This window comes from Pseudomonas sp. NPDC077408 (assembly GCF_050269105.1).
Taxonomy (GTDB): Bacteria; Pseudomonadota; Gammaproteobacteria; order Pseudomonadales; family Pseudomonadaceae; genus Stutzerimonas.
The window spans coordinates 831,347-857,296 of sequence record NZ_JBNNHS010000002.1; the positions used below are offsets into that span (position 1 = coordinate 831,347).

Here is a 25,950-nt window from a genome sequence, read left to right on the forward strand (position 1 = left end):
CCTGCGCGTTTCCGTCCCCAGTGTCCAGCCAGCCAGAGGCCAGAAAACACATGGAAGCAGACAAAAAGCTACCCAGGTCCATCATTCTCTTTCCCGTGTTCATTCCAGCGGTGGTCGTCACCCTCCTGCTGGTGGTCGGCACGATCAGCAACCCGGACCTGGCCGGCGAGGTTTTCAGCTCGACGCTGGCCTTCATCACCACCAACTTCGGCTGGTTCTACATGCTCTCGGTGGCGTTCTTCCTGGTGTTCATCGTCGGCATCGCGATGACGCCCTGGGGCAACATCAAGCTAGGACCGGATCACGCAGAGCCGCAATACAGCTTCCCGGCGTGGTTCGCCATGCTGTTCTCCGCAGGCTACGGCATCGCGCTGTTGTTCTTCGGCGTCGCCGAACCGGTGCTGCACTACGCCTCGCCTCCGGCTGGCGCGGCAGAGACTGTCGACTCCGCCAAGCAGGCGATGCAGATCGCGTTTTTCCACTGGGGCTTTCACATCTGGGCCATCTACGGGCTGACGGGGCTGGTGCTGGCTTATTTCTCGTTCCGTCACGGCTTGCCGCTGTCCATGCGCTCGGCGCTGTACCCAATCATCGGCGAGCGCATCTATGGCCCGATCGGCCACGTGGTGGATGTGTTCGCCATTCTCGGCACCTTGTTCGGTATTGCCACGACGCTCGGCTTGTCGGTTACCCAAATCAATGCAGGTATCAACTACCTCTGGCCCTCGATTCCGATCAGTATCAACGTGCAGATCATCGCCATCGCGATCATCACCGGTCTGGCGATCTGCTCGGTGGTCGCCGGTCTCGACAAGGGCGTGAAGAACCTGTCGCTGCTGAACATGATCCTGGCGATCGGCCTGATGCTGTTCGTCTTTCTGGTCGGTCCGAGCATCTTCATCCTTGAAACATTTCTGCAGAACACCGGCAGCTATCTGAACAACATCATCGAACGCACCTTCAACCTTCAGGCCTATTCGCGAAGTGACTGGATCGGCAACTGGACCTTGTTCATCTTTGGCTGGACCATCGCCTGGTCGCCCTTCGTTGGTCTGTTCATCGCGAAGATCAGCCGCGGCCGGACCATCCGCCAGTTCGTCTTCGGCGTGATGTTCGTGCCGACCATCTTCACCTTTCTCTGGTTCTCGGTATTCGGCGATACCGCGCTGCATCTGATCATGGTCGAAGGCTATACCTCACTGATCACTGACGTGCAGGCCGATAACGCCATCGCGCTATTCAAGCTGTTCGAGCTGCTACCGATGACATCCATCGCCTCGTTCCTGGCGGTGGTGCTGATCATTACCTTCTTCGTCACCTCGTCCGACTCCGGCTCACTGGTTATCGACTCCCTGGCGGCAGGCGGCGCGAGTCACACGCCGGTCTGGCAACGGGTGTTCTGGGCCAGCATCGAAGGCGTGGTCGCTGCTGCGCTGCTCCTGGCGGGCGGGCTCAGCGCCCTGCAAACCATGACCATCGCCAGTGCGCTGCCCTTTGCCATCATCATGATGATTGCGGCGCTGGGCATGTGGCGTGCGCTGGTGATCGAAGGGCACCATGAGACTAGCCTGCAGAACCATATGCAGAGCAGCCGACTGGCCAGCAATGCCGGCCCGGGCCTGTGGAAGAAGCGTCTGGCCGGCATGGTCAGCTTTCCCGATCGCGAGCACGTCGACGCGTTCATGAGCAGTACAGTCCTCAAGGCCATGCGCCGTGTGCAGCGTGAGCTTGGCGGCCAGGAGTGGAACGCCGAGGTGCATACCGACGAAGCCAACTCGCGGGTGTATCTGGAAGTAATCAAGGAAGACCAGGTGGATTTCGTCTATGAGATCCGCGCGGTCGGTTACGCCATGCCGGCGTTCGCCCTGTCCGAGGGACCAGACACGGACGAGCAGTACTACCGCGCCGAGGTATTCCTGCGCCGCGGGGGTCAGCACTACGACATCTACGGCTACGATCAGGCTGACATCATCAGCGACATCCTTGATCAGTTCGAGAAGTACCTGCACTTCCTGCATATCTCGCCCGGCAGCCTGCCGTGGAAAATGGGCGAGCACGACGAGATGCTCACCGGTGATCCCGAGCTGCCAAAGAGCGACCCGACCTAACAGGGTTCGAACGGCCAGTCGCCGGCCCACCAAGCAGGGCCGGCCAGCCGTTTGTCACCCGAAGCTGCCGCCATATCAGGCGGGTGACGTCAATTTCATCTATATAGGTAAGGGCACATTGGCCTTGGCAGATACCGTGACCAGCCGGTCACTGCGCTCGGGGCCGCGCCGCGCTTGGCGCATGCCCCCTCGCATGCTAGGTTTGCGCCTCGCCAGGACGGCGAGCAGTTGGCCGGAGCGCAATTTACATAGAAACGAGCCAGGCAATGACCGGGTTCGAGAAGAGGAAGCTCTATGGCCGAGGCCATACCTGCACTGGAAATTCGTAATCTGCACAAGCGCTACGGCGATCTGGAAGTTCTCAAAGGGATCTCGCTGACCGCCCGCGATGGCGACGTCATCTCGATCCTCGGCTCGTCCGGCTCTGGGAAATCCACCTTCCTGCGCTGCATCAACCTGCTGGAAAACCCCAACGAGGGCGAGATCATCGTCGCGGGCGAGCAGCTGCGCCTCAAGCGCGCCAAAGACGGTGATCTAGTCGCTGCAGACGCCAAGCAGATCAACCAGATGCGCAGCAAGCTGGGCTTCGTGTTCCAGAATTTCAATCTCTGGCCGCACATGAGCGTGCTCGACAACATCATCGAGGCGCCGCGTCGCGTCCTGGGCCAGAGCAAGGCCGAAGCCACCGAAACGGCCGAGGCATTGCTGGCCAAGGTGGGAATAGCCGACAAGCGCCACGTTTACCCGAACCAGCTCTCCGGTGGCCAGCAGCAGCGCGCTGCGATTGCGCGCACCCTGGCGATGCAGCCCCAGGTAATCCTGTTCGACGAACCCACCTCGGCGCTCGATCCGGAAATGGTACAAGAAGTGCTTGCAGTGATCCGGTCGCTGGCCGATGAGGGCCGAACCATGCTGTTGGTCACTCATGAAATGAACTTCGCCAAGCAGGTCTCCAGTGAGGTGGTCTTCCTCCACCAGGGCCTGGTCGAAGAGCAAGGAACGCCGGAGCAGGTGTTCGACAACCCCCAATCGGCACGCTGTAAACAGTTCATGTCCAGCCATCGCTAATGGAGCAACACACCGCATGAAAAGCTATAAGAAGATTCTGCTGACTGCCGCCGCCACCCTGATGCTCGGCGCCAACGCCTTCGCCGCCGACAAGCTGCGCATCGGTACCGAGGGTGCCTACCCACCCTTCAACCTGATCGACTCCAGCGGTCAGGTGGTCGGCTTCGACCTCGACATCGCTCACGCCCTGTGCGCCAAGATGGAAGTGGAATGCGAAGTGGTCACCTCCGATTGGGACGGCATCATCCCCGCCCTGAACGCCGGCAAGTTCGATTTCCTCGCGGCTTCGATGTCCGTCACCGAGGAACGCAAGAACGCCGTCGACTTCACCGATCACTACTACACCAACAAGCTGCAGTTCGTGGCGCCGAAGTCGGTCGATTTCAAGACTGACGAAAGCTACCTGGAAGGCAAGACCATCGGCGCTCAGCGGGCCACCATCGCCGGTACCTGGCTCGAAGACAACATGGACGACGTAGTCGACATCAAGCTCTACGACACCCAGGAAAATGCCTATCTCGACCTGGCCTCGGGCCGCGTCGACGGCATCCTCGCCGACTCTTTCGTGCAGTGGGAATGGCTCAAGAGCGATGCCGGCAAAGACTTCGAGTTCAAAGGTGAGCCGGTTTTCGACAACGACAAGATCGCTATCGCCGTGCGCAAGGGCAACGATGAGCTGCGCCAAAAGCTGAACAAGGCGCTGGCTGAAATCCGGGCCGATGGCACCTACGAGAAGATCAACGCCAAGTACTTCCCTTTCAACATCTACTGATCCGTCTGAATCAAAGCCCGGCCACCAATAATGGTAGGCCGGGCTTTGGTGTTTGAGCCTATATGATTCCCGACCTTCACGGATTCGGTCCGGCGCTGATCGCCGGTACCTGGATGACCATTCAGCTGGCCGTAGCATCCCTGGCCTTGGGCCTGGTGCTCGGCTTGCTCGGCGCACTTGCCAAGACATCGCCATACGCCACCCTGCGCTGGGTGGGCGGCACTTATTCGACCATCGTTCGCGGCGTTCCCGAACTGCTCTGGGTACTGCTGATCTATTTCGGCACCATCGGCTTGGTACGCGGCATCGGCGAGCTCTTCGGCATTGAGAATCTGGCTCTCAGCCCATTTGCTGCCGGTACTATCGCCCTCGGCCTGTGCTTCGGCGCTTATGCCACCGAGGTGTTCCGAGGTGCCCTGCTGGCTATTCCAAAAGGTCATCGCGAAGCCGGTCTCGCACTGGGCCTGGGCAAACGGCGGATTTTCTTGCGACTGATCCTGCCACAAATGTGGCGCCTGGCCCTGCCCGGCCTGGGCAACCTGTTCATGATCCTGATGAAAGACACCGCGCTGGTCTCAGTCATCGGCCTGGAAGAGATCATGCGCACCTCACAAATCGCCGTGACGGCTAGTAAAGAACCCTTCGTCTTTTTCGTGGTGGCTGCCTGCATCTACCTGGGGCTAACGGTAATCGCCATGACTGGCATGTATTTCCTTGAAAAACGTGCAGGTCGTGGCTTTATCAGGAGCGCCGCATGAGCTGGGAATTGTTCATCAAGTGGCTGCCCGACTTTATCGAAGGTGCCTGGCTGACATTGCAATTGGTTGGCGTCTCGGTGGTAGCAGGCCTGTTTCTCGCACTGCCGCTGGGCATCGCACGGTCGTCGCGCCTGCTGGCGGTGCGCGCGCTGCCCTATGGCTACATCTTCTTCTTCCGTGGCACGCCGCTGCTGGTCCAGCTGTTCCTCGTCTACTACGGCATGGCCCAATTCGAGGCCGTGCGCGAAAGCTGGATGTGGCCGTTCCTGCGCGATCCTTATTGGTGCGCGATCATCACCATGACCTTGCACACCGCCGCCTATATTGCGGAGATCCTGCGTGGAGCGATCCAGAACGTACCGGCCGGGGAAGTCGAGGCGGCCCGCGCGCTAGGCATGTCGCGCTATCAAGCTCTGCGCCATATCATCTTGCCGCGGGCTACCCGCATCGGCTTGCCCGCGTATAGCAACGAAGTGATTTTGATGCTCAAGGCCAGCGCCCTGGCGAGCACCATCACCTTGCTGGAGCTGACCGGCATGGCGCGCAAAATTGCTGCGCGCACCTACATGCACGAAGAGATGTTCCTCACCGCCGGCCTGATCTACCTCATCATTGCTTTTGTGCTGATGCAGGGCTTCAAGCTGCTGGAGCGCTGGCTGCGTGTCGACGCCTGCCAAGGGCGCTGAGCCCGCAGCCGTACTCGCCTGAGCCCGCGGCCTTGCGCTGCGGGCCGTTCGGCACAGGCTCTGCCCACCCCCTTGCTCGCCACGCTTGGCCGTAGCGGAATCCCTGAGCCGCGGCAGGGTCTCAACACACCATCCTATAGCCAACGAGACAGCCCATGCCCGTCGACATTCAGCGCATCGAAAAGGACCAACTCAGCTGCTGGCGCCTTCGTCACGAAGACGCCGAAGTGATCGTCGCCGAGCAAGGCGCCCAGGTACTTAGCTATCGACAGGGCGAGGCGGCACCGATCATCTGGCTCAGCGAAGAAGCGGCGTTTCAAGCTGGACAGGCGGTGCGGGGCGGCGTGCCGGTCTGCTGGCCCTGGTTTGGCGATCTGGCGCGCAACCCGCAGTCGGTTCAAGACACCTACCAGGGCAGCCAGCCCGCGCCAGCTCACGGGCTGGTGCGCAACATCGACTGGGTGATGGTACGCAGCGACACCAATGACGACAGCGTCACCCTGGTGTTTGCCAGCAACCGCGAGCTGCCCGGCTGGCCGCATGCAGTCGACCTGAGCCTGAATATCAGCCTGGACAGCAAGGGCCTGCACCTGTCGCTGACCAGCCACAACCGCGGCGACACGACAATCGCGTTGTCTCAGGCCTTACACAGCTACTTCGCCATCAGCGACATCCATCAGGTGACGGTCGAGGGACTGGACGGGCGTCCCTATATCGAAACGTTGGAAGACTGGCAACAGCGACAGCAGCAGGGCGACCTGATATTCGGCGGCGAGACCGATCGCATCTATTTGGATCTGCCTTCCAGGCTGAGCCTGCGCGACCCGGGCCTCAAGCGACAAATCCTTCTCGAGACGCGAGGTTCACGCTCGGCCATCCTGTGGAACCCTTGGATCGCCAAGGCACAGCGGTTGTCGCAGTTTGCCGACGATGCCTGGCAACGCATGCTGTGCATCGAGACGGCCAACGTCATGGATGATGTGATCCGGCTCGAGCCCAGCGCCCGCCACACGCTGAGCGTCTCGATCAGCGCCGAAAGCATCTGACCCGACCGGCAGCGAACGGCTGGCCAAGGTTCCGGGCAACGAGACGTATTGAATCTATACTGCAAGCGAGCACCATCCCCACCCGGTCGACGGCCGGGGGCGCTGATGCAAGCCTGCCGGCCAGTTGCAATGCTCTGGAGGACTTCTGCCATGGAAGCCACGCCGCTAAAGACGGTCCCTTGCCAGCCCGTGCCGCGTCTGCATCAGCCCTGCTCTGGTGCGCTATGAACGCCGACTTCGATTTCCTACTGGCCGGCGGCGGACATAGCCATCTCGGGGTGCTGCGCCAGTGGGCCAGTCGCGACCGACCAGCGGGCCGGATCGGGCTGGTCTCGGCCGAGCCCCACGCCTGGTATTCAGGCATGATGCCCGGGCTGGTTGCCGAGCATTACCAGACGCGCGATTGCCGCGTTGGGCTGCCCAAGCTGTGTGCCGCAGCCGAGGTGGAATTCATCCAGGGCACCTTGGTCGCACTGCTTCCCGAAACGCCTGAATTGCTTCTGGCGACTGGCGAGACGCTGCGCAGCACCTGGCTGTCGTTGAACCTGGGCTCCCTGCCCTGGCTGCCGGAACAGACCGATGACGGCATGGAGTTGCTCTCGGTCAAGCCATTCGCCGACTTCATCCGCCGCTGGCAACAGTGGCAGGAAATTCCCGAAGCGGTGGGTATAGTTGGGGGCGGTGCGGCAGGCATCGAATTGGCTTTGGCCGTGGCCGGGCGTGTACCAGCGACTGATCTGTTCTGCGCAGACGAGCTGCTTGCCGGTCATCCGCCTCGCCTCAGACGGCTGGCACTGCGGCACCTGCAAGATGCCAAGGTGCACGTCCATGAGCACACCCCGATCCAGACCGTACATGGCAATACCCTGATCGGCGACGGCCAGGTGCGTTGGCGCGGGCGGCGCCTGATCGTCGCCACAGGTCCCAGCCCGCTGGGTTGGCTGCGCGAGTCGGGCCTGCGCGTGGACGGACGTGGCTTCATCGAGATCTGCCCATCCCTGCAGAGTCGCTCCCATCCCCATGTGTTCGCCAGCGGCGATTGCGCCAGCCTACCCGGCGCCGTTCATAACGGCGTACATGCGGTGCGCCAGGCGCGCGTGCTGGCCACCAACCTCGCTCGTGTATCGATCGGCCAACCGCTGCGCCACTATCATCCGCAGGCGCACAGCCTCGCACTACTGGCCGATGGCCAACATGGCGCGCTGCTGAGCTGGGGTGGCGTGGCGGTCGATGGCCGCATGCTCGGTGACCTGAAGGAACATCTCGATCGTCGCTTCGTGCGCCGTCACAGTGCCGAGAACTAAGGGGTCAGCCGAGTAACTGCTGCAGACGCGCCTCCAGCAACTCTGGAAAACGCTTGAACCAGGTCAGGTTGCGTGGCGAGGGATGCGGCAGCGGATGCAGGTGAAACGTTCTCTGACCGCCCTCTTCCGCTGCAAGATCAAGCTCGAAATGCGCCGTGAATCGATCGTCTCGCTGCCAGAACGCCTCGAGTTGCTGACGCACGTCGCGGGGCTGCTCCAGGCCAAACCAGAGAAACGCCTCCCGGCCGAGCGTGATCATGTCGTGGCCCTGCCAGTGGTCGAGCAACAACTGGCGCATCAGTGGATGAAAGCGCCGCTTGACCGCCATCGACCAGGCGCGATTACCGAGCGGTTTGTAAGGCACGGTGTTGATCCAGAAAAAACCATCACCGATGGCGCGGCTGGCCTCGAAATCCGGCATTTCGTCGCCATGCACATGCCGATAGAGAGCACGGCGGACCAGCTGGCCACCGCCGCCAATGAAGGGTTCACCGTGGCGCACTTCCTCGCGCCCTGGATCACGGCCAAAGAACGCAAGGGGCGCATCGGCCGGTCCGAGACCGATGATCGGCTCCAGTGGGTCTTTATCGAACGCCTCGTAGACCGCCTCGTCGATACCCTCGGTTTCAACTGCCAGTTCGCGAAAGGCCTGGCGCAGTGACGGTTTAACGGGCAGCGGCTTGGACATCGGCTAGAGGTCGCTTTCGTCCACCAGCTTCACCTCGGCTGCCGAGATCGCGTAGGCCGCATCGGCCAGATCATTGCTCACGGGCTCGATCTGCAGCAGGCCGTCGACCCAGAGCGGCGCGTAGATATCTTCCAGCATGATCCCGGCCGGGTAGCGGACCATCACGATCTGATTGGGAGGTGGCGGTGGAACATGAATACAGGCGCCCGGATAAGGCACCAGAAAGAACTCAGTGCTGCGGCCTTGGCTGTCGGTTTCCAGCGGGACCGGGTAGCCACCCAGACGGACCTGCTTGCCGTTGAGTGACGGCACGGTCTTGGCCGAATACATCACCGCGGGCAGACCAGCCCCTTGTTTGAGACCACCCTGATCGCTGAAACCGTCGTTCTCCGGCGAGTCATGCTCGATTTCCGGCATTTCTTCCAGCGCCTTGCGATCCTCAGCAGGCATCAGCTCAAGCCAGTCGAGCTCCGCCGGGGCGGCATGGGCAATGGAAGCACAGCAAAGCAGGAGAGACAGAATTAAGGCGCGCATGACATCCGATAGATGAGGGAACGGGGCCGCAGGGCACGGCCCCGGGGCGAATCAGTGTTTACGGCTGGTGACCATGCCGTAGATGACCAGCAGGATGATCGCACCGACGACCGCACCGATAAAGCCTGCGCCTTCTCCGGCTTCATACAGACCGAGCGCTTGTCCGCCGTAAGTGGCCAGCAGCGAACCGCCGATACCCAGCAGGATGGTCATGATCCAACCCATGCTGTCGTTGCCGGGCTTCAGGAAGCGAGCGATGAGGCCTACGATCAGGCCGATGATAATGGTTCCGATGATGCCCATGGGCAATCTCCTCAAGTCCGAAAATAAGCGTTACGTATTCTCGGACCTGAGGCGATCCAGCCAGTTCGCCGCCAAAAGCAGCAAGCCAGACGGCCGGACGGTCAATCGCGGGCAATCAGCGACTCAACGGCTGTAATCTGCCGATCCAGCGTGGAGCGGTCCGGGCAGCGCAGCGTGGCATGGCCGACCTTGCGTCCGACCTTGAACGCCTTGCCGTAATGATGCAGGTGGCAGTCCTCGACGGCGATCACCTTGGCCACGGCAGGCACTTCACCGATGAAGTTGAGCATGGCGCTCTCGCCAACCTTGGCTGTCGAGCCGAGCGGCAAACCGCTTACCGCTCGCAGATGGTTTTCAAACTGGCTGCACTCGGCGCCTTCGATGGTCCAGTGACCGGAGTTATGCACGCGCGGCGCAATCTCATTGGCCTTGAGCCCGCCGTCGACTTCGAAGAACTCGAAGGCCAGCACGCCGACATACTCCAGCTCTGTCAGCACGCGCCCGGCGTAATCCTCGGCCAGCGCTTGCAGCGGATGGCTGCTGCTCGCCACCGACAACCGCAGGATGCCGTTCTCATGGGTGTTGTGGACCAGCGGATAAAAGCAGGTCTCGCCGTCACGCCCGCGTACCGCGATCAGCGACACTTCTCCGGTGAAGGGCACGAAACCTTCGAGAATACAGGGCACGCTGCCCAACTCGGCGAAGGCGGCGATGACGTCGGATGGCTTGCGAAGGACCTTCTGGCCTTTACCGTCATACCCCAGGGTGCGGGTCTTGAGCACCGCCGGCAGGCCGATGCTGGCGGCCGCAGCGTCTAGATCGGCCTGGGACTGGATGTCGGCAAATTCGGGCGTCGGGATTGCCAGCGCCTTGAACATCGACTTTTCGAACCAGCGATCACGGGCGATACGCAGCGCCTCGGCGCTTGGATAAACCGGCACGAACTGCGACAGGAAGGCGACGGTTTCAGCCGGCACGCTCTCGAACTCGAAGGTCACCAGGTCGACCTCATCGGCCAGCTGACGCAGGTGATCCTGATCGCTGTAATCCGCACGCAGATGCTCGCCGAGTGCCGCGGCACAGGCGTCCGGGGCCGGGTCGAGAAACGCGAAGTTCATGCCCAGCGGGGTTCCTGCCAGGGCGAGCATGCGGCCAAGCTGGCCGCCACCGATCACGCCAATCTTCATTTACGCGTCCCTCGGGTCCGGGTTATCGAGCACGGTCTGGGTCTGCTCGTCGCGGAATTTTTTCAGCGCGGCATGATATTCAGGGAATTCGTGGCCTAGGATGCTGGCCGACAACAGCGCGGCATTAATCGCGCCTGCCTTGCCAATAGCCAGGGTGGCGACCGGTACGCCGGCCGGCATCTGCACGATCGACAGCAGCGAATCGACACCGGAAAGCATCGAGGACTGCACCGGTACGCCGAGCACCGGAAGATGCGTCTTCGCTGCGCACATGCCCGGCAGATGGGCAGCACCGCCGGCGCCAGCGATGATTACCCGCAAACCGCGCGCTTCGGCCTGTTCGGCGTACTGGAACAGCAGATCGGGCGTGCGGTGTGCGGACACCACGGTGACTTCGTGCGGAATGCCGAGCTTCTCCAGCATGTCTGCGGTGTGGCTCAAGGTGGACCAATCGGACTTGGAGCCCATGATCACGCCTACCAGTGCGGTCATCGTCGTGCCTCTCTTCGGCGCCTAGGCGCATCAGGAACAACGGCCGCGCTGAAAACAGCGCGGCCGTGCAGGAACAGGGTCGGAACCGGTCCGACCAAAGGCCGCGCAGTATAGCGCAGGCCCCACCCCCCGGCACCTGCGACCGGTCATCTGAAACGGCCGGAAAAAGTAGTTGAATTGCCGGGGGTCAATGGCCTCGTCATCAGACCGGGTGCAGACTCGGCCTTCCGATCGCAAGGAGACAGCCATGACCCAGACCATGAAAGCCGCCGTGGCCCATGCCTACGGTGAACCGCTGCGCATCGAAGAAGTAAAGGTGCCCCTACCCGCCCCAGGACAGATTCTGGTGAAGATTGAGGCGTGCGGCGTCTGCCACACCGACCTGCACGCGGTCGAAGGCGACTGGCCTGTACGCCCGTCCCTGCCGTTCATTCCAGGCCACGAAGGCGTCGGTTATGTCGCAGCCGTCGGCAGTGGGGTCAGCCGCGTCAAGGAAGGCGACCGCGTTGGCGTACCCTGGCTGTATAGCGCCTGCGGCTGCTGCGAACACTGCCTGACCGGCTGGGAAACGCTGTGCACGGAGCAGCAGAACACCGGCTATTCGGTCAATGGCGGTTATGCCGAGTACGTCCTCGCTGACCCCAACTATGTGGGCCTTCTGCCCAAAGAGGTGGCCTTCGACGAAATCGCTCCGATCCTTTGCTCCGGCGTGACTGTCTATAAGGGCCTGAAAGTGACCAACGCCCGTCCAGGCCAGTGGGTGGTGATTTCCGGTGTCGGCGGGCTGGGGCATGTTGCGGTGCAGTACGCCAAGGCGATGGGCTTGCACGTGGCGGCGGTCGATGTCGACGACGCCAAGCTGGAACTGGCGAAAAAACTCGGCGCCAGCCTGACCATCAACGCCCGTACGGAAGATCCGGTTGAAGTCATCCAGCGCGATATTGGCGGTGCCCATGGCGTACTGGTCACGGCGGTGTCCAACAGCGCGTTTGGCCAAGCCATCGGCATGGCGCGGCGGCATGGCACCGTCGCGTTGGTCGGGCTGCCGCCGGGCGACTTCCCAACGCCGATTTTCGACGTGGTACTCAAGGCGATCAGCATCACCGGCTCCATCGTCGGCACCCGCGCGGATCTGCAGGAAGCACTGGATTTCGCCGCCCAAGGCTTGGTCAAGGCGACCATCCACAGCGGCAAGCTGGACGACATCAACCAGATCTTCGACCAGATGCGCGCTGGCACCATCGAAGGCCGGATCGTGATGAGCATGTAAAGCCATACGGAGCAATGACTGCGGCGGCTGTCACGTCTTACTACTTGCTCTCTCTCAAGGAACCCATCCGAACACTGCACTAGCCAGTGCGGATGGGCCTCTCCTGGCAGCCGTTTGTCGCTGCCGATTTACACAAAGAACGGTCAGCGCAACCTCAATGCCGCCCGGCGAAGACACACCATACCGCAACCTATTCGGCGCCACGCTTTCGCAGTCGCAGCCTCGCTCTCATGCAGCCCCCAAAGGGCTTTCCGCTCGGTACGCTTCTTGCTAATGCTCCCCCATCTGCGCAAACGGAACGTCCTATGCACGCCCCGCTGACCACCCTGCACGTAGTTGCCCTGATTCTGCAGCGCTTCGCCGATACACCTGAGCAAGCACCGAGATTGCTGGCTGGCAGCGACATTGCAATGGCTGCGTCTGGGACCGCCGAAACGCGTATCACCCGGGCGCAGGAGCTTCAGGTTTGTGCCAACGCCCTCTCTCTGCGCGCCGATCTCGGCCTTGAGCTGGGTCGCAGACTGCACGTCTCGTCCTACGGGCTGCTTGGTTACGCTGCGCTCTCAGCTGCTACCTTTGGTGACGCATGGCGCTTGCTGCTGCATTACCCGGCGCTGCTCGGTACCTACTTCCAGCTTCAGCTGCAGATCAAGGACGGCCTGGCCTGGATCAGCGCCGGTGACTACCGCGACGTCGCGGAACTGGAGATATTCAATGTGGAGATGTGCCTGGCCTCGCTCAAGCTGGTCGCAGACGAACTGCTGGGGCAGCCTTTACCCCTGGTGCGAGCCGAGTTCACTCACGCCAGACCGCGGTATGCGGCCCGCTACGCAACCAGCTTTTCCTGCCCGCTGCGTTTCGCCGCCTCGCGCAACGCCTTTGCCTTTCCCGCCGAGCTGCTCGATTGGCACCTGCCATTGGCTGACAGCGTTACCCACGGCGAGGTCGTCGAGCGTTGCCGGAGGCAGAACGCCGAACTGACCAACCGCCAGGCCTGGCTGGAGCGGGTGCGCCAGCTGGTCGTGGCGCAGCTGGCCGAGCCGGTGGGCCTGGATCATCTGGCCCAACAGCTGCACTGTTCGCCGCGCACCCTGCGTCGCCACCTACAGGCGCTCGGCACCAGCTACCAGAACCTGCTCGACGAGCTGCGCTTCGAGCGCGCCAAGGCTCTGCTCGGTCAGCCGGAATGGCCTGTTAACCGTATTGCCGAAGTGCTCGGCTTCAGCGAAACGGCCAGCTTCCGTCACGCATTCCAACGCTGGAGCGGCGTGCCTCCGAGCCGTTTCCGCGCCTGACGGCCTAACTTCAATATAGAACTCATGCTCATGTGCATGCCGAAGGCATCGTTTTGGCAATGTGGCCGTTTCGATCCCTTTTTGGCCACTGCCAGCGTTTCCCAGCAAGGCGCTACATGCGAAAAATGCGAGCACGACAACGCGGCTGGAGCCTCCTCGCATGCTCACCTTCTACAGCGACGATCATCACCTCCACCACGGCAATTGCGAACTGATCGATGGTCAGCTGATGCCCTGCTTCGAGAAGCCGCAACGTGCTGACCATATCGTGCAACGGGTAAAGGATCGTCTGCTCGGTGAGATCCGTGCGCCTAAAGACTTTGGCCGCGCACCGATCGAGCGCATCCACAGCGCTGCCTACCTTGATTTCTTCCAGGGTGCGTGGAGCCGCTGGCAAGCACAGGACGGTAAGGGCGATCTGCTGCCTTTTACCTGGCCGGCGCGAACCCTGCGCTGCGTCATCCCCAACGACCTGCACGGCCAGCTCGGCTACTACAGCTTTGATGGTGGTGCGCCGATCACCGCCGGCACCTGGCAAGCCGCGTACAGCGCGGCGCAGGTGGCCCTTAGCGCTCAGGCTGATATCGCCAACGGTGCGCACAGCGCTTTCGCGCTGTGCCGTCCGCCAGGTCACCACGCGGCCAGTGACCTGATGGGCGGCTACTGCTATTTGAATAATGCCGCTATTGCCGCACAGGCATTTATCGACCAGGGCTGTCCCAAGGTGGCTGTTCTCGATGTCGACTACCACCACGGCAATGGCACTCAGGACATTTTCTACAACCGCGCAGATGTGCTCTTCGCTTCAATCCATGGCGACCCATCTGAGGAGTTTCCGTTCTTCCTTGGCTACGCTGACGAGCTGGGAGAGGGTCCCGGCGAGGGCTGCAATTTCAACTATCCGCTGCCAATGGGCAGCGCCTGGGACACCTGGAGTGCGGCCTTGGAACAGGCCTGCCAGCGCATTGCCGAGAACCGTGCCGAGGTGCTGGTGGTGTCGCTAGGCGTGGATACCTTCATGCAGGACCCCATTTCACAATTCAAACTGGATAGCCCGGATTACCTGCGCATGGGCCGTCGCATCGCCGCGCTGGGCCTGCCCACCCTGTTTGTGATGGAAGGCGGTTACGCGGTGGAGGCGATCGGAATCAACGCAGTCAACGTGCTGGAAGGTTTCGAGGGCGAGTAGTCGAGTGAACCCCTCTCTTCAGCCATCAGGCACCGTGAAGACTTGGATGGATAGCGTCATCCACTCTAACTAACGATCAGAAAAGTGCAGAGGTGAACAGGATGAAAACCTTCAAAAGATCGCTCGGTATTGCCCTTTTTGCCGCCACGTTTCTCAGCGCTTCAATCCAGGCGGAATCGCGTGTACTACGCGTGTACAACTGGGCAGACTACATCCTGCCTTCAGTCCCTAAGGACTTCCAGCGCGAGACCGGCATCAACCTGACCTGGGATACCTTCGAGACCAACGAGACGCTGGAGGCGAAGCTACTCACAGGTAATTCGGGTTACGACCTGGTGGTTCCATCCAACCAGTTCCTCGAAACCCAGATCCGAGCCGGCGTCTTCGCACCGCTGGACAAGAGCAAGCTGCCCAATTGGAAAAATCTCGACCCGGTACTGCTCGGCCTGCTGGAGACGAACGACCCTGGCAACCAGCACGGGGTACCGTACATGTATGGCACCGTGCTGCTCGGTTACAACCCAGACAAGGTAAAGGCCGCGCTAGGCGAAGACGCCCCTGTTGACAGCTGGGACCTGGTGTTCAAGCCAGAATACATGGAGAAGCTGAAATCTTGCGGCGTGGCGATGCTCGACTCACCCACGGAGATCATCCCGATCGCACTGCACTATCTTGGTCTGGACCCTAACAGCACCAACCCGGACGACTATGACAAGGTATCTGAACTGCTCTTGAAAGTACGGCCCTACGTAACCTACTTCCACTCTGCTAAATACATGACGGACATCGCCAATGGCGACATCTGCGTAGCCATCGGCTACTCAGGCAGCTTCTACCAGTTCGCAAACCGCGCTAAAGAAGCGGGTAACGGTGTGGTAATCAATTGGAGTCTGCCGAAGGAGGGTGCGCCGATCTGGTTTGACACCTGGGCGATCCCCAAGAGTGCGAATAACGTCGATGAAGCCCATGCCTTCATCAACCACCTGCTCGAGCCCAGCGTTATCGCCCCGATCAGCGATTTCCTAGGCTATCCCAACCCCAACCTACCAGGCATGAAACGGGTGAACGCGGAGATCCGCGACGACCAGAACCTGACTCCAACACCAGAGCTGCAGCGTTCGCTTTATGTAGTGCAGCCGCTGCCTCAAAAGATTGAGCGTGTGCGCACGCGAGCCTGGACATCCATCAAATCGGGTAAGTAAGCGGGCAGCCCGGACATAGGGAGAGGTAAAACTTGAAGGGGGCGTGATCGCGACTAAAGCCCCCTCGCAACATCAACCTCCAGAACGCTACTGACTAGCGCTCATCCGGCTGGGAATCCTCCACGCCCTGCCCCGCTCCCGCTCCCGCTTCCAGCTTGCGCCAAAGCAGGCGGACCGGCGCCTTGCGGACCAATGCGCAGCGATACAGGCGAATCTCCAGCGGCACGCGCCAGTGCTCGCCGCCGCAGACCACCAGCTCCCCGCGTTCCAGCTCAGCCGTCACGCTCAACCGGGGCACCCAAGCCAGGCCGAGCCGCTGCATCGCCATGCTTTTCAGGCTGTCGGCCATGGCGGTTTCGTAAACCGTCGAGGATCGCAGACCGCGCTGGCGCAGCAGGAGGTTGACCGAACGTCCCAGCGAGGCACCGGCGCTGTAAGCCAGCAGCGGGACGCTCTGGCCGCTGTCCGGGTCGAACAACGGCTCGCCAGCGGCATCGACGCCACACACCGGAACGATTTCGGTGCGTCCGAGCGACAGGGAGGGGAACAGTTCGGGATCCATCTGCAACGCGGCATCCGGATCGTAGTAGGCGAGGATCAGATCGCAGGTGCCCTCGCGCAGCGAATGCACCGCCTCGCCGACATTGGTTGCGACCAGACGACTGTTCACCGGCACCCCATCCTGACGCAGGCGCGCGAGCCATTCTGGAAAGAAGCCCAGCGCCAGCGAATGCGCGGCGGCAATCTGCAACACCTCACCGCGCTGGCCCTCGAGGTTGTGCAGGTACTGAACGACCTCGCCCATTTGATCGATCATGTTGCGTGCGGTGACGAGAAACAGCTGCCCCGCCTCGGTCAACTCGATCGGCGTCTTGGCGCGGTTCACCAAGGTCAGGCCGAGGCAGTTCTCCAGGCTGCGGATACGCCGACTGAACGCAGGCTGGGTGACGAAGCGCCGCTCTGCCGCTTGAGAAAAACTGCGCGTCGCCGCCAGGGCGACCAGGTCTTCCAGCCACTTGGTTTCGATGTTCATGCCGACTCCTGACGGGCCTGAGTATCTTCTCTCACACAGCGAAATAACGCTCGGCAACGCAACCGCGTCACACCACGCCTATGCCGATTTGGCATGACCCAGTGTTTAACGGCATTGGCCGATAAAGCCGCTCAACCCCTATGGTAGCGGCCTTCGCGGCAATCGCCGCTTTTCTCTCGGATGAGAACCCTCATGTCCTCCGCTGCATCGTTCCGCCTCGAAAAAGATCTGCTTGGCCCCCTCGAAGTCCCCGCTGACGCCTACTACGGCATCCAGACCCTGCGCGCCGTGCGCAACTTTCATCTATCTGGCGTACCGCTGGCGCACTTTCCCAAACTGGTGGTGGCACTCGCCATGGTCAAACAGGCGGCAGCGGACGCCAATCGCGAGCTCGGGCATCTGAGCGACGCCAAGCACATGGCGATCAGCCAGGCCTGCGCACACCTTATCCGCGGCGAGCATCACGACCAGTTCGTCGTGGACATGATTCAGGGCGGCGCCGGCACCTCGACCAACATGAATGCCAACGAGGTGATCGCCAACCTGGCGCTCGAATACATGGGTCACCCCAAAGGCGAGTATCGCCACCTGCACCCGAACAACGACGTGAACATGGCGCAGTCGACCAACGACGCCTACCCCACCGCCATCCGCCTCGGCCTGCTACTGGGGCACGACACCCTGCTGGCCAGCCTCGACAGCCTTGTCCAAGCCTTCTCCGGCAAATCTGCCGAATTCGCGCATATCCTCAAGATGGGCCGCACCCAGCTGCAGGACGCCGTGCCCATGACCCTTGGCCAGGAATTTCGCGCCTTCGCCACCACCCTCGGCGAAGACCTCGAGCATCTGCGCCTGATCGCCCCGCAGCTGTTGATCGAGGTCAACCTCGGCGGCACGGCCATCGGCACCGGCATCAATGCCGATCCGAACTACCAGAACCTGGCGGTGCAACGCCTGGCGACGATCAGTGGCCACCCGCTGAAACCCGCCGCCGACCTGATCGAAGCCACCTCCGACATGGGCGCCTTCGTCACCTTCTCCAGCATGCTCAAGCGCCTGGCGGTGAAGTTGTCGAAGATCTGCAACGACCTGCGCCTGCTGTCCAGCGGCCCACGCACCGGCATCAACGAGATCAACCTGCCTGCGCGTCAGCCAGGCAGCTCGATCATGCCGGGCAAGGTCAACCCGGTGATCCCCGAGGCGGTCAACCAGGTGGCGTTCGAGGTGATCGGCAACGACCTGGCGCTGACCATGGCCGCCGAGGCCGGGCAGCTGCAGCTCAACGTCATGGAGCCGCTGATTGCCTTCAAACTGTTCGACTCGATCCGCCTGCTGCAGCGCGCCATGGATATGCTGCGCGAGCATTGCATCATTGGCATCACAGCCAACGAGGATCGCTGCCGTCAGCTGATGGAAAGCTCCATCGGACTGATCACCGCACTCAATCCCTACATCGGCTACGAGAACGCCACCCGCATCGCCGGCCAGGCACTGCTCAGCGGCCGCGGCGTGTTGGAACTGGTGCGCGAGGAGCAACTGCTCGACGACGCCACCCTCGACGACATCCTGCGTCCGGAAAACATGATTGCGCCACGGCTGGTGCCGCTGAAGGCGTAACGCCGCCAGCACTGCCTGCGCCGCCTTCGGGCGAGGCGGCGCAGGCCTACCCGCCAAAGCGTGATGCGGCACAAGCCGCCGTTTTCCGTCCTTGCGTAGACTCCGCCGATTTCCCGGAGGCACCATGCGCAAACTACTCGCCATCACCCTGCTGTTCAGCTCGATCATCGGCGTGCCGCTCGCTCATGCGGAACTCCCGCAAGGCTACGAAGTGGTACTGCAGACCGAGAACTTCCCGCCTTTCAACATGGCCGACGGTGGCAAGAACTTCGCCAAGGAAGAGCACATCCAGGGCATCAGCGCGGTAACCGTTCAGGAAATGTTCAAGCGCGCCGGCATCGCCTACTCGATGACGCTGCGCTTTCCGTGGGATCGCATCTACCAGGCGACCCTGGACTCGCCGAATCACGGCCTGTTCTCGACGTCGATGACCGATGCCCGTCGCCCACTGTTCAAATGGGTTGGTCCTATCGCCCAGTACGAAAGCGTCCTGCTTTCGGCACCCGGCTCGACCCTCAAGCTGACCAGCCTCGAACAAGCGAAGGACTACACCATCGGTGCCTACAAGAGCAGTGCGGTGAGCCAACGCGTCGAAGCGCAGGGCCTGACTTCGGTCAACTCGCTGCGTGACCAGGAAAATTTGCAGAAGCTGCTCAGCGGCAAGATCGACCTCTGGGCCACCTCCGACCCGGTCTGGCGCTACTACGCCAAGCAAGAAGGGGTGGGCGGACTGAATACCGTACTGGTGTTCAACTCCGCACCGCTGTACCTGGCGCTGAACAAGGAGACGCCGGATGAAGTGGTTACCCGTCTGCAGAACGCCCTGGACGAGATGAAGACCGAAGGCTACGGCACCTGCGTCAAGCATCCTGAACTCTGCTGAACCCAGCACCGGGTCGATGGCGCGAGGCGCGCCATCGCAGCGTGCAACACCCCACCATGCTGCTCTTCGCTCCAGATTCCAGCCGGCCTTGGATCAACCCTGATCGACCGCCCGGCAGCGCACCCCACCCTCACTCGATCTCGAACAGCCCGTCGCGCAACGATACCGCCGCCAGTCGCTCGCGGATTTCAGGGTCGATGCGCGGATCATCCAGGCCATAGAGCATCACCTGCCGATAGGCATTGACCCGATTGATCTCACGGCCCAGGTATTCCCAGACCACCCGGGTGCAGGCCGGGGTGCGGCGGTCACCGCTGGAAACGCCAGTTTTCAATCCATTAAGACGACTGATGCGACTTTTGAAGCTGGGAATGAGGATGGTCTGGCTCATTTCATTTCCCGTCAGCGACTCGTAGTCGATAAGAAACAAACGGTCCTGGAGATAGAACGCGGCGCCCAGGTAGCGGCAGCGCACGACCCAGTCCTCCTGTTTGGGATTGTCGGGGCGCGACTGCTCCTGACGTTCCTGTCGCTCAAACACATAGCTGCCACGGTCCTCGCGCAAATGCACCAGCGACAACAGGATCTGCCCCGGCACAGACATGCAGTTGGCGTATTCGAAGTAGTAGCCGCAGTAACGCGACAGGCTGTTGGCGTTGTCGCGCATCGGCTGGAACAGCTCGAGCAGCGGGTCGCTGGCGGCGATGCGTTCCTGGTCATGACTGCGCATACCGATCAGCTGGGTGAATTGGTCGCTGGGCAGGCTCAACTCGTAGCCTTCGACCCCGAAGAAATCACAGATGCGCTTGAGGTTGTGAGCGGTGGGGCGGCTCTGGCCGTTCAGGTATTTGTTGAACTGCGCCCGGTTGATCGAGAGCTTGCGGCAGACCTCGGCAATCGAACGGTAATGGCTGCAGAGCAGCTTGAGATTGGCGCCGAGGTGGTCCTGCATGGTCGATCCCTGTGATGCGAGCGGCGCGATTCTAGCATCAACTTGCGCCAGATCGCCGCGACCCGCGCAATTGCATGACTATCGAGTCTGGCCAACCATTTCGGCCCTGTGTTTCAACATTTGTCAAAACAACAAGAGAGACCCTTCCGCCATGCTCGATCTTCTCAATGATCTCATCTGGAGCAAGCTGCTCATCGTGATGCTGATTGGCCTAGGCCTGTACTTCACCATCGCCTCGCGCTTCGTCCAGTTCCGCTACTTCGGCAGCATGTTTCAGATCTTCGGCGAGGCCTTCAAACGACAGCCGGGCCAACTCAGTTCATTCCAGGCGCTGATGCTCAGCGTCGCCGGTCGCGTCGGCGCCGGCAACATCGCCGGTGTCTCGGTCGCCATCATGCTTGGCGGACCCGGTGCGATTTTCTGGATGTGGATCGTCGCGCTGGTCGGCATGGCCACCAGCTATTTCGAATGCTCCCTGGCGCAGCTGTACAAGCGCCGCGAGACCGACGGTGGCTATCGCGGCGGCCCGGCGTTCTACATTCAACACGGCCTCGGTCAGCGCTGGCTGGGCATCGTGGTATCGCTGCTGCTCCTGGTGACCTTCGGCTTCGGCTTCAATGCCGTGCAGTCCTACACCGTCGCCAGCTCGATGAACGACACCTTTGGCGTGCCGACCTACATCAGCGGCATCGTGCTGATGGTGGTGATCGGCCTGATCATCTTTGGTGGCATCAAGCGCATCGCCAAGTTCGCCGACGTGCTGGTGCCGATCATGGCGTTTTCCTACATCGCCATGGCCGTCTTCGTCATCGGCAGCAATGCCGGCGCCATTCCTGAAGCCTTCGGCACCATCTTTCGCAGCGCCTTTGGTCTTGAGCCGGCCTTCGCTGGCGGCATCGGTGCGGCCATCATCATGGGCGTCAAGCGCGGCCTGTTCTCCAACGAGGCGGGCCTGGGCAGCGCGCCCAACGTGGCGGCAGTTGCAGAGGTCAAGCACCCGGTGGCGCAGGGCATCGTGCAGTCGCTGAGCGTGTTCATCGACACCATCGTGCTGTGCAGCTGCACCGCGCTGATCATCATCCTCTCCGGTGTTTTCCAGCCGGGCAGCGAGATGGCCGGCGTGGTCCTGACGCAAACCGCCGTTGCCGCCGTCGTCGGCGAGTGGGGCCGGGTGTTCATTAGCGTCGCTCTGCTGCTGTTTGTGTTCACCACGCTGATCTACAACTACTACCTCGGCGAGAACGCACTGGGCTTTTTTACCGGTAAGCGCTGGCCGGTTCTGGTCTACCGGGTCATGGTCATTGGTCTGGTGATGTGGGGCTCGATTCAGGACCTGGGCACGGTATTCGGTTTTGCCGACGTCACCATGGGTCTGCTGGCAATCTGCAACCTGATCGCCCTGGCGCTGCTGTTCAAGGTAGGCCTGCGCCTGATGCGCGATTACGATAGCCAGCGTAAGGCAGGTGTCGAGTCACCGGTGTTCGATCCGAAGAACTTTGCCGACCTGGATCTGGACCCGAGCGTCTGGCCAGCCAGAGTGGGCGACCAATCGCCGGTCATGACCGGCACCGCTGCCAGTCAGGCACCTCAGCGTTAAGTTGGTCCGCGTCGCTTGAACAGGGGCCGCTGGCCCCTGTTTTCATATAGGAGACCCCTATGTCGGCTTCCAGAAACACCCTGGTGCTGTACACCGGCGGCACCATCGGCATGCAACAGAGCGCCGAAGGGCTGATGCCCGCTTCTGGCTTCGCCAGCAGATTGCGCGACCAGCAGGACAAGCACCCTGAACTGGCCGTGTCGGAATGGCAGTTCCGTGAATTGCTACCGCCCATCGACAGCGCCAACATGAACCAGACCCACTGGCTGGCGATGGTTGAGGCCATTCGGGCCGGCGTCGAGCAAGATGGCTGTGACGCGGTACTGGTCCTGCATGGCACCGACACCCTCGCCTACAGCGCTGCTGCCTTGAGCTTCCTGCTGTTGGGCTTCGAGGTGCCGGTAGTGCTGACCGGGGCGATGCTGCCCGCCGGTGCGGCCGATAGCGACGCCTGGGACAACCTGTTCGGTGCGATGCAGGCATTGCACGCTGGCGTCGAGCCGGGTGTGCATCTCTACTTCGCCGGCAAACTCATGCACGGCGCCCGGGTCAGCAAACTGGGTACCGCCAGCCTCGATGCGTTCGGGGTGCTGCCGCGGCTGCGTCAGGGCCAATGCGCACCTAGCATTCCCGCAGCGCTCGACTATCGCCAACCCCGTCAGCAGGTGAACCTGGCGGTGCTTCCGCTCTATCCAGGCATCCAGGCGGCGCAGCTGCAAGCACTGCTGTCCAGTGGCGTGCAGGGGGTGCTGATCGAGTGCTATGGCAGCGGCACCGGCCCCGCCGATGACACCGAGCTGCTGCAGGGGTTACAGGGCGCCCATCAGCGCGGCATCGTCCTGGCCGCCATCAGCCAATGCCCGCAGGGCCACGTCGAATTCGGGATCTACGCCGCCGGCAGCAAGCTGGAAGCGAGCGGGCTGATGTCAGGCGGCGGCATGACCCGGGAGGCCGCGCTGGGCAAGTTGTTCGCCCTACTCGGTGCCGGGCTGTCGCAGACCGAGGTCGAGCACTGGTTCGCACTTGACCTCTGCGGCGAACGCGTCGACTGATCGGTGGCTCAACCCGGGTTGAGATCGAGCTCCTGGAGACAGGCCTGGACCCGCCGGCGCAGCTCGTCGAGGTCCAGTGGCTTGCTCAGCCACCCCTGGCATTCGAGTTTGGCTTTCAACTCGCTCACCGCACTCAGCACGATCACCGGCAGGTACCGGGTAGCCGGGGCCTGACGCAGCAAACGCAGCAGCTGTTCCCCGTCAAGCTCCGGCAGGTTGAGGTCCAGTAACAGCAAATCTGGCGGATCGGCCAGCAGGTGCTCCAACGCCATCCGCCCATTGCCGATTACGCTGACCTCAGCCAGATCGGCCAGCGCCTTGCGTACCAGCAGCTGGCTGGCCGGATCGTCTTCGACATAAACAATACGGGGCCGATGGCGAAGCGGCCGTGGGCTGTGCGTGGCAAGCAGAGGCAGGGCTATCCAGAAGCGGCTGCCGATCCCGGGCGCGCTCTTCACACCGATACTGCCGCCCATCAGTTTGGCGTATTCCAGACATAGCGATAGGCCGATTCCCGCGCCCTGAATGTTCGAACTCTCACGGCCAAGCCGGCGAAACGGCTCGAACAGCTGCGCCTGCAGGCCTTCATCGATTCCAAGACCGGTATCTTCGACCACCAGCCTCACCTGCCCGGCGACCGTCTCGATCCGCAGCACAATCTGCCCGCCTGGCTTGTTGTACTTGATGGCGTTGGACAGCAGGTTGAGCAGCACCTGACGTAACCGGCGTGGCTCGGCCTGCACCTCGACGGGCCCTGGCGGCAGGTCGAAATCCAACCGCAGCCCGTGGCGCTGAACATCAAGCGCCACCAGCTCGGCGCACTCACGCATCAAGGCGGTGACTTCGACAGGCTTGAGCGTCAGCCGGGGCCGTTCGGCCTGTAGGCTCGACCAGTCGAGAATGTCGCCGAGCAGCTGGTTCAGGTGCCGGCTGGCCAGCAGGATCTCATCGAGGTAATCAGCGGCTTCCGGCTGCGCATCCGGTGAGCAGTCCATACGCATCAGCTGGGCAAACCCGAGGATCGCATTCAGCGGCGTACGCAGCTCATGGCTGATGCTGGATATCAGATGAGTCTTGGCCTCGTTGGCTGCGTGCGCCTGCTGGATGGCCTGGCGCAGATCGTCCTCGACCCGCTTGATCGCATCGATATCCACATGAGTACCGGCCACCAGCGTCGCTTCGCCTGTTCGAGGATCCCGCTCGAGCACGCGGCCGCGACTGAGCAGCCAGTGATACTCGCCCAGTGCATCCGCGAAACGGAACTCGCTTTCATAGTGCAACGCCTGGCCTTCATGCATCCGGTCCAGTTCGGCCCGCACCTGAGCAACATCGAGCGGATGGATGCGCTGCAGAAACTGAGCCTCGCTCAGCTGCGCCGAAGTCAGCCCGAAGCGCGCAGGCAGACGGCCACGAAGCTGCATCACGCCACGGCGCATGTCGTTTTCCCAGAGGCTCTCAGTCGCGCTTTCCAGTACCAGCTCGAGACGCTCCTGAGCCTCCGCACGCTGGGCCTCGCTGTCTTCCAGCTGGGCGCCGATGGCCTGGGTGTGCTGTGCCAGATCGTCAAGCTCGCGGATTTCTGACGAGACGGGATCTGGCCGCCACCGACCGAGACCGATCTGGCCCATCATCTGCGAGATCCCTGCGATCGGCTTCAGCAGTGCCTGGCTGAGCTGACGCGCGCGCAGCCACATGTACGCGAAGAACAGCAGATAGAACAGCACCAGCCCGGCAATCAGCAGATAACCGATCTGTTGAAAGCGACTGGCCAAAGCGTTGGTCTGGCTGAAAACGGCAGCTTCGTCGACCACCGCCAGCAGGTGCCAGCCGGTTTGCGGCACCGTTGTCCAGGCCACCAGCCGCTGTTTGCCTTTGAGCTCAAGGCTCATGACCCCTTCACCCTGGGTAGCGAGCGCCTTTGCCAGTTCGCGTGTCTGGCCGCGACGATCAAGCCGGAAGTCTTCAGGCTTGAGGGTTTCCTGGCGCACGGCGTCGTCGTAGTAGTGCTCGGTCAGCTCGTTGAGCCCGAATTCCCGTTCACCCGACTCCGGCAATGCCATGATGCTCAGGTCGCGGCTGACCAACATTGCATAGCCATCCCAGGGCACACGCAGACCGCTGATCTGGTTCAGGATGCCGCTAACAGTGATATCGATACCGTTGACACCTTCCAGCGTGTCACCCCGGTAAACCGGCGCCACGGCCGACATCATCCAGCCCTGCCCGGCCGGATCGAGGTAGACGTCGGTCCATACCACTCTGCGCGCCGGGTTATGCCAGGCATTTGCCAGGTAATAGAAGCTGTAGCTGGGAATGTTCACATCCGGCGCGTACTGCCGGGCCGTGTCGAACCAGGGATAGATATGGTTGTAGCTGTCCCAACTATTGAAATAAATGCTGGCAATCAGCGGGTTGCTGGCGTGCAGCTCCTTCATCAGCGGGTCGAGCCGATGAAGCTTGGCAACCTTCTGCAGATCGTGGCGCTCCGGCGGTGTCAACCCCGAGTAGAAGCTGGCGGCGCCGCCCAAGTCGCGGGGGCTATAGCGAACCCCATCGGCGTTGAGCTCAAGCGGCACCGGCGCTGCGGGGCTGTCGTCTTCCAGCGCACGAACGGTGAGATTACGAAACAGGGTGGCTGCATTCGCCACTTCCTGCAGCTGCTGGCTGATCACCCGAGATTCACGAGCGACCGCTGTCTGCACCTCGGAAAGCGCCGTTTCGCGCAGGTGCTCGATTTGCGCATCGCGGATGGCACTGTTGGTCAGCAGGTAGGCCGCGATCAGCACCACCTCGACCAGTACCAGTGGGATCAGCGTTGTCTGAACGAAGGCACGCCAGATCCATTGGCGTACCCCGATTGGGTTTCTCGACACAGCGCGGCTCCAGCGTTCCGACTCAAGCGCTTGGCTTGCTC

At 61.9% G+C, this 25,950-nt stretch carries 23 protein-coding genes; 15 read left to right on the forward strand and 8 right to left on the reverse strand.

Going from position 1 to position 25,950, the window contains the following annotated elements; genetic code table 11:
- The first annotated feature begins 50 nt into the window (after positions 1 to 50).
- The 7 genes from ACQKEK_RS08805 (at position 51) to ACQKEK_RS08835 (ending at position 7,742) form a co-directional block, all read left to right on the forward strand.
- Positions 51 to 2,108: a BCCT family transporter gene (locus ACQKEK_RS08805; RefSeq protein ID WP_045423427.1), complete on the forward strand. Its 2,058-nt coding sequence runs from the start codon at positions 51 to 53 to the stop codon at positions 2,106 to 2,108.
- Between the two features lie 294 nt (positions 2,109 to 2,402).
- Complete coding sequence (locus ACQKEK_RS08810) at positions 2,403 to 3,176, forward strand: ABC transporter ATP-binding protein (protein ID WP_019340445.1); 774 nt, start codon at positions 2,403 to 2,405, stop codon at positions 3,174 to 3,176.
- A gap of 16 nt (positions 3,177 to 3,192) precedes the next feature.
- Entirely contained in the window at positions 3,193 to 3,948 is a 756-nt protein-coding gene (locus ACQKEK_RS08815; protein WP_046161502.1) for an ABC transporter substrate-binding protein, read from the forward strand.
- 62 nt (positions 3,949 to 4,010) lie between these two features.
- Positions 4,011 to 4,706, forward strand: coding sequence for an ABC transporter permease (locus ACQKEK_RS08820; protein WP_045423422.1), 696 nt, complete (start codon positions 4,011 to 4,013; stop codon positions 4,704 to 4,706).
- Positions 4,703 to 5,392 carry an ABC transporter permease gene (locus ACQKEK_RS08825; protein ID WP_046161500.1) on the forward strand — a complete coding sequence of 230 codons (690 nt, stop codon included), beginning with the start codon at positions 4,703 to 4,705 and terminating at the stop codon, positions 5,390 to 5,392. The genes ACQKEK_RS08820 and ACQKEK_RS08825 overlap by 4 nt, the downstream gene beginning before the upstream one ends.
- A gap of 155 nt (positions 5,393 to 5,547) precedes the next feature.
- The gene (locus ACQKEK_RS08830) at positions 5,548 to 6,438 is read left to right on the forward strand and encodes a D-hexose-6-phosphate mutarotase (protein ID WP_499142093.1); all 891 of its coding nucleotides are present in this window, start codon (positions 5,548 to 5,550) and stop codon (positions 6,436 to 6,438) included.
- Positions 6,439 to 6,662: 224 nt separating this feature from the next.
- On the forward strand, positions 6,663 to 7,742 hold the full coding sequence (locus ACQKEK_RS08835; RefSeq protein WP_499142095.1) for an FAD-dependent oxidoreductase: 1,080 nt from the start codon (positions 6,663 to 6,665) through the stop codon (positions 7,740 to 7,742).
- 4 nt (positions 7,743 to 7,746) lie between these two features.
- Here ACQKEK_RS08835 and ACQKEK_RS08840 read toward each other — a convergent pair whose 3' ends face one another.
- The 5 genes from ACQKEK_RS08840 to purE all read right to left on the reverse strand — a co-directional run bounded on the left by ACQKEK_RS08840 (position 7,747) and on the right by purE (position 10,946).
- Complete coding sequence (locus tag ACQKEK_RS08840) at positions 7,747 to 8,430, reverse strand: uracil-DNA glycosylase family protein (RefSeq protein ID WP_499142096.1); 684 nt, start codon at positions 8,428 to 8,430, stop codon at positions 7,747 to 7,749.
- Between the two features lie 3 nt (positions 8,431 to 8,433).
- A complete protein-coding gene (locus tag ACQKEK_RS08845; RefSeq protein ID WP_499142098.1) occupies positions 8,434 to 8,964 on the reverse strand; it encodes a DUF3299 domain-containing protein in 531 nt (176 codons plus the stop codon).
- A 51-nt stretch (positions 8,965 to 9,015) separates the two neighbouring features.
- Positions 9,016 to 9,267, reverse strand: coding sequence for a GlsB/YeaQ/YmgE family stress response membrane protein (locus ACQKEK_RS08850; RefSeq protein ID WP_025243550.1), 252 nt, complete (start codon positions 9,265 to 9,267; stop codon positions 9,016 to 9,018).
- 101 nt (positions 9,268 to 9,368) lie between these two features.
- Positions 9,369 to 10,454: a 5-(carboxyamino)imidazole ribonucleotide synthase gene (locus tag ACQKEK_RS08855; protein ID WP_499142099.1), complete on the reverse strand. Its 1,086-nt coding sequence runs from the start codon at positions 10,452 to 10,454 to the stop codon at positions 9,369 to 9,371.
- Positions 10,455 to 10,946 carry a 5-(carboxyamino)imidazole ribonucleotide mutase gene (purE, locus tag ACQKEK_RS08860; protein ID WP_045423408.1) on the reverse strand — a complete coding sequence of 164 codons (492 nt, stop codon included), beginning with the start codon at positions 10,944 to 10,946 and terminating at the stop codon, positions 10,455 to 10,457.
- A gap of 247 nt (positions 10,947 to 11,193) precedes the next feature.
- On the opposite strand from purE, the gene adhP reads away from it, so the two are divergent.
- The 4 genes from adhP (at position 11,194) to ACQKEK_RS08880 (ending at position 15,902) form a co-directional block, all read left to right on the forward strand.
- Positions 11,194 to 12,216, forward strand: a complete 1,023-nt coding sequence (gene adhP / locus ACQKEK_RS08865; protein WP_499142100.1) for an alcohol dehydrogenase AdhP — start codon at positions 11,194 to 11,196, stop codon at positions 12,214 to 12,216.
- A 305-nt stretch (positions 12,217 to 12,521) separates the two neighbouring features.
- Positions 12,522 to 13,511, forward strand: a complete 990-nt coding sequence (locus ACQKEK_RS08870; RefSeq protein WP_499142101.1) for an AraC family transcriptional regulator — start codon at positions 12,522 to 12,524, stop codon at positions 13,509 to 13,511.
- 160 nt (positions 13,512 to 13,671) lie between these two features.
- A complete protein-coding gene (locus tag ACQKEK_RS08875; RefSeq protein WP_499142102.1) occupies positions 13,672 to 14,700 on the forward strand; it encodes a histone deacetylase family protein in 1,029 nt (342 codons plus the stop codon).
- 101 nt (positions 14,701 to 14,801) lie between these two features.
- Positions 14,802 to 15,902 carry a polyamine ABC transporter substrate-binding protein gene (locus tag ACQKEK_RS08880; protein ID WP_499142103.1) on the forward strand — a complete coding sequence of 367 codons (1,101 nt, stop codon included), beginning with the start codon at positions 14,802 to 14,804 and terminating at the stop codon, positions 15,900 to 15,902.
- Positions 15,903 to 15,996: 94 nt separating this feature from the next.
- On the opposite strand, the gene ACQKEK_RS08885 is transcribed toward ACQKEK_RS08880, so the two are convergent.
- Positions 15,997 to 16,935: a LysR substrate-binding domain-containing protein gene (locus tag ACQKEK_RS08885; protein WP_499142105.1), complete on the reverse strand. Its 939-nt coding sequence runs from the start codon at positions 16,933 to 16,935 to the stop codon at positions 15,997 to 15,999.
- 192 nt (positions 16,936 to 17,127) lie between these two features.
- Between ACQKEK_RS08885 and ACQKEK_RS08890 the strand changes: the two genes are divergently transcribed.
- Positions 17,128 to 18,552 (forward strand): aspartate ammonia-lyase, encoded by a 1,425-nt coding sequence (locus tag ACQKEK_RS08890; RefSeq protein WP_499142106.1) that lies wholly within the window; start codon positions 17,128 to 17,130, stop codon positions 18,550 to 18,552.
- 124 nt (positions 18,553 to 18,676) lie between these two features.
- Positions 18,677 to 19,435 carry a substrate-binding periplasmic protein gene (locus ACQKEK_RS08895; protein ID WP_499142107.1) on the forward strand — a complete coding sequence of 253 codons (759 nt, stop codon included), beginning with the start codon at positions 18,677 to 18,679 and terminating at the stop codon, positions 19,433 to 19,435.
- A 130-nt stretch (positions 19,436 to 19,565) separates the two neighbouring features.
- On the opposite strand, the gene ACQKEK_RS08900 is transcribed toward ACQKEK_RS08895, so the two are convergent.
- Entirely contained in the window at positions 19,566 to 20,387 is an 822-nt protein-coding gene (locus ACQKEK_RS08900; protein ID WP_128119818.1) for a helix-turn-helix domain-containing protein, read from the reverse strand.
- Positions 20,388 to 20,538: 151 nt separating this feature from the next.
- On the opposite strand from ACQKEK_RS08900, the gene ACQKEK_RS08905 reads away from it, so the two are divergent.
- Together ACQKEK_RS08905 and ACQKEK_RS08910 are read left to right on the forward strand one after the other, a co-directional pair.
- On the forward strand, positions 20,539 to 21,984 hold the full coding sequence (locus ACQKEK_RS08905; protein WP_499142108.1) for an alanine/glycine:cation symporter family protein: 1,446 nt from the start codon (positions 20,539 to 20,541) through the stop codon (positions 21,982 to 21,984).
- Positions 21,985 to 22,043: 59 nt separating this feature from the next.
- Entirely contained in the window at positions 22,044 to 23,036 is a 993-nt protein-coding gene (locus ACQKEK_RS08910; protein WP_499142110.1) for an asparaginase, read from the forward strand.
- A gap of 8 nt (positions 23,037 to 23,044) precedes the next feature.
- Here the strand turns inward: ACQKEK_RS08910 and ACQKEK_RS08915 are convergent, their stop codons facing one another.
- Positions 23,045 to 25,909, reverse strand: a complete 2,865-nt coding sequence (locus tag ACQKEK_RS08915) for an ATP-binding protein (RefSeq protein ID WP_499142111.1) — start codon at positions 25,907 to 25,909, stop codon at positions 23,045 to 23,047.
- Positions 25,910 to 25,950 lie beyond the last annotated feature (41 nt).

Bases quoted from the DNA above. Each gene is read 5' to 3' on its own strand.
- ACQKEK_RS08805 (WP_045423427.1), top strand. From the start codon at position 51: ATGGAAGCAGACAAAAAGCTACCCAGGTCCATCATTCTCTTTCCCGTG.
- ACQKEK_RS08810 (WP_019340445.1), top strand. From the start codon at position 2,403: ATGGCCGAGGCCATACCTGCACTGGAAATTCGTAATCTGCACAAGCGC.
- ACQKEK_RS08815 (WP_046161502.1), top strand. From the start codon at position 3,193: ATGAAAAGCTATAAGAAGATTCTGCTGACTGCCGCCGCCACCCTGATG.
- ACQKEK_RS08820 (WP_045423422.1), top strand. From the start codon at position 4,011: ATGATTCCCGACCTTCACGGATTCGGTCCGGCGCTGATCGCCGGTACC.
- ACQKEK_RS08825 (WP_046161500.1), top strand. From the start codon at position 4,703: ATGAGCTGGGAATTGTTCATCAAGTGGCTGCCCGACTTTATCGAAGGT.
- ACQKEK_RS08830 (WP_499142093.1), top strand. From the start codon at position 5,548: ATGCCCGTCGACATTCAGCGCATCGAAAAGGACCAACTCAGCTGCTGG.
- ACQKEK_RS08835 (WP_499142095.1), top strand. From the start codon at position 6,663: ATGAACGCCGACTTCGATTTCCTACTGGCCGGCGGCGGACATAGCCAT.
- ACQKEK_RS08840 (WP_499142096.1), bottom strand. From the start codon at position 8,430: ATGTCCAAGCCGCTGCCCGTTAAACCGTCACTGCGCCAGGCCTTTCGC.
- ACQKEK_RS08845 (WP_499142098.1), bottom strand. From the start codon at position 8,964: ATGCGCGCCTTAATTCTGTCTCTCCTGCTTTGCTGTGCTTCCATTGCC.
- ACQKEK_RS08850 (WP_025243550.1), bottom strand. From the start codon at position 9,267: ATGGGCATCATCGGAACCATTATCATCGGCCTGATCGTAGGCCTCATC.
- ACQKEK_RS08855 (WP_499142099.1), bottom strand. From the start codon at position 10,454: ATGAAGATTGGCGTGATCGGTGGCGGCCAGCTTGGCCGCATGCTCGCC.
- purE (WP_045423408.1), bottom strand. From the start codon at position 10,946: ATGACCGCACTGGTAGGCGTGATCATGGGCTCCAAGTCCGATTGGTCC.
- adhP (WP_499142100.1), top strand. From the start codon at position 11,194: ATGACCCAGACCATGAAAGCCGCCGTGGCCCATGCCTACGGTGAACCG.
- ACQKEK_RS08870 (WP_499142101.1), top strand. From the start codon at position 12,522: ATGCACGCCCCGCTGACCACCCTGCACGTAGTTGCCCTGATTCTGCAG.
- ACQKEK_RS08875 (WP_499142102.1), top strand. From the start codon at position 13,672: ATGCTCACCTTCTACAGCGACGATCATCACCTCCACCACGGCAATTGC.
- ACQKEK_RS08880 (WP_499142103.1), top strand. From the start codon at position 14,802: ATGAAAACCTTCAAAAGATCGCTCGGTATTGCCCTTTTTGCCGCCACG.
- ACQKEK_RS08885 (WP_499142105.1), bottom strand. From the start codon at position 16,935: ATGAACATCGAAACCAAGTGGCTGGAAGACCTGGTCGCCCTGGCGGCG.
- ACQKEK_RS08890 (WP_499142106.1), top strand. From the start codon at position 17,128: ATGTCCTCCGCTGCATCGTTCCGCCTCGAAAAAGATCTGCTTGGCCCC.
- ACQKEK_RS08895 (WP_499142107.1), top strand. From the start codon at position 18,677: ATGCGCAAACTACTCGCCATCACCCTGCTGTTCAGCTCGATCATCGGC.
- ACQKEK_RS08900 (WP_128119818.1), bottom strand. From the start codon at position 20,387: ATGCAGGACCACCTCGGCGCCAATCTCAAGCTGCTCTGCAGCCATTAC.
- ACQKEK_RS08905 (WP_499142108.1), top strand. From the start codon at position 20,539: ATGCTCGATCTTCTCAATGATCTCATCTGGAGCAAGCTGCTCATCGTG.
- ACQKEK_RS08910 (WP_499142110.1), top strand. From the start codon at position 22,044: ATGTCGGCTTCCAGAAACACCCTGGTGCTGTACACCGGCGGCACCATC.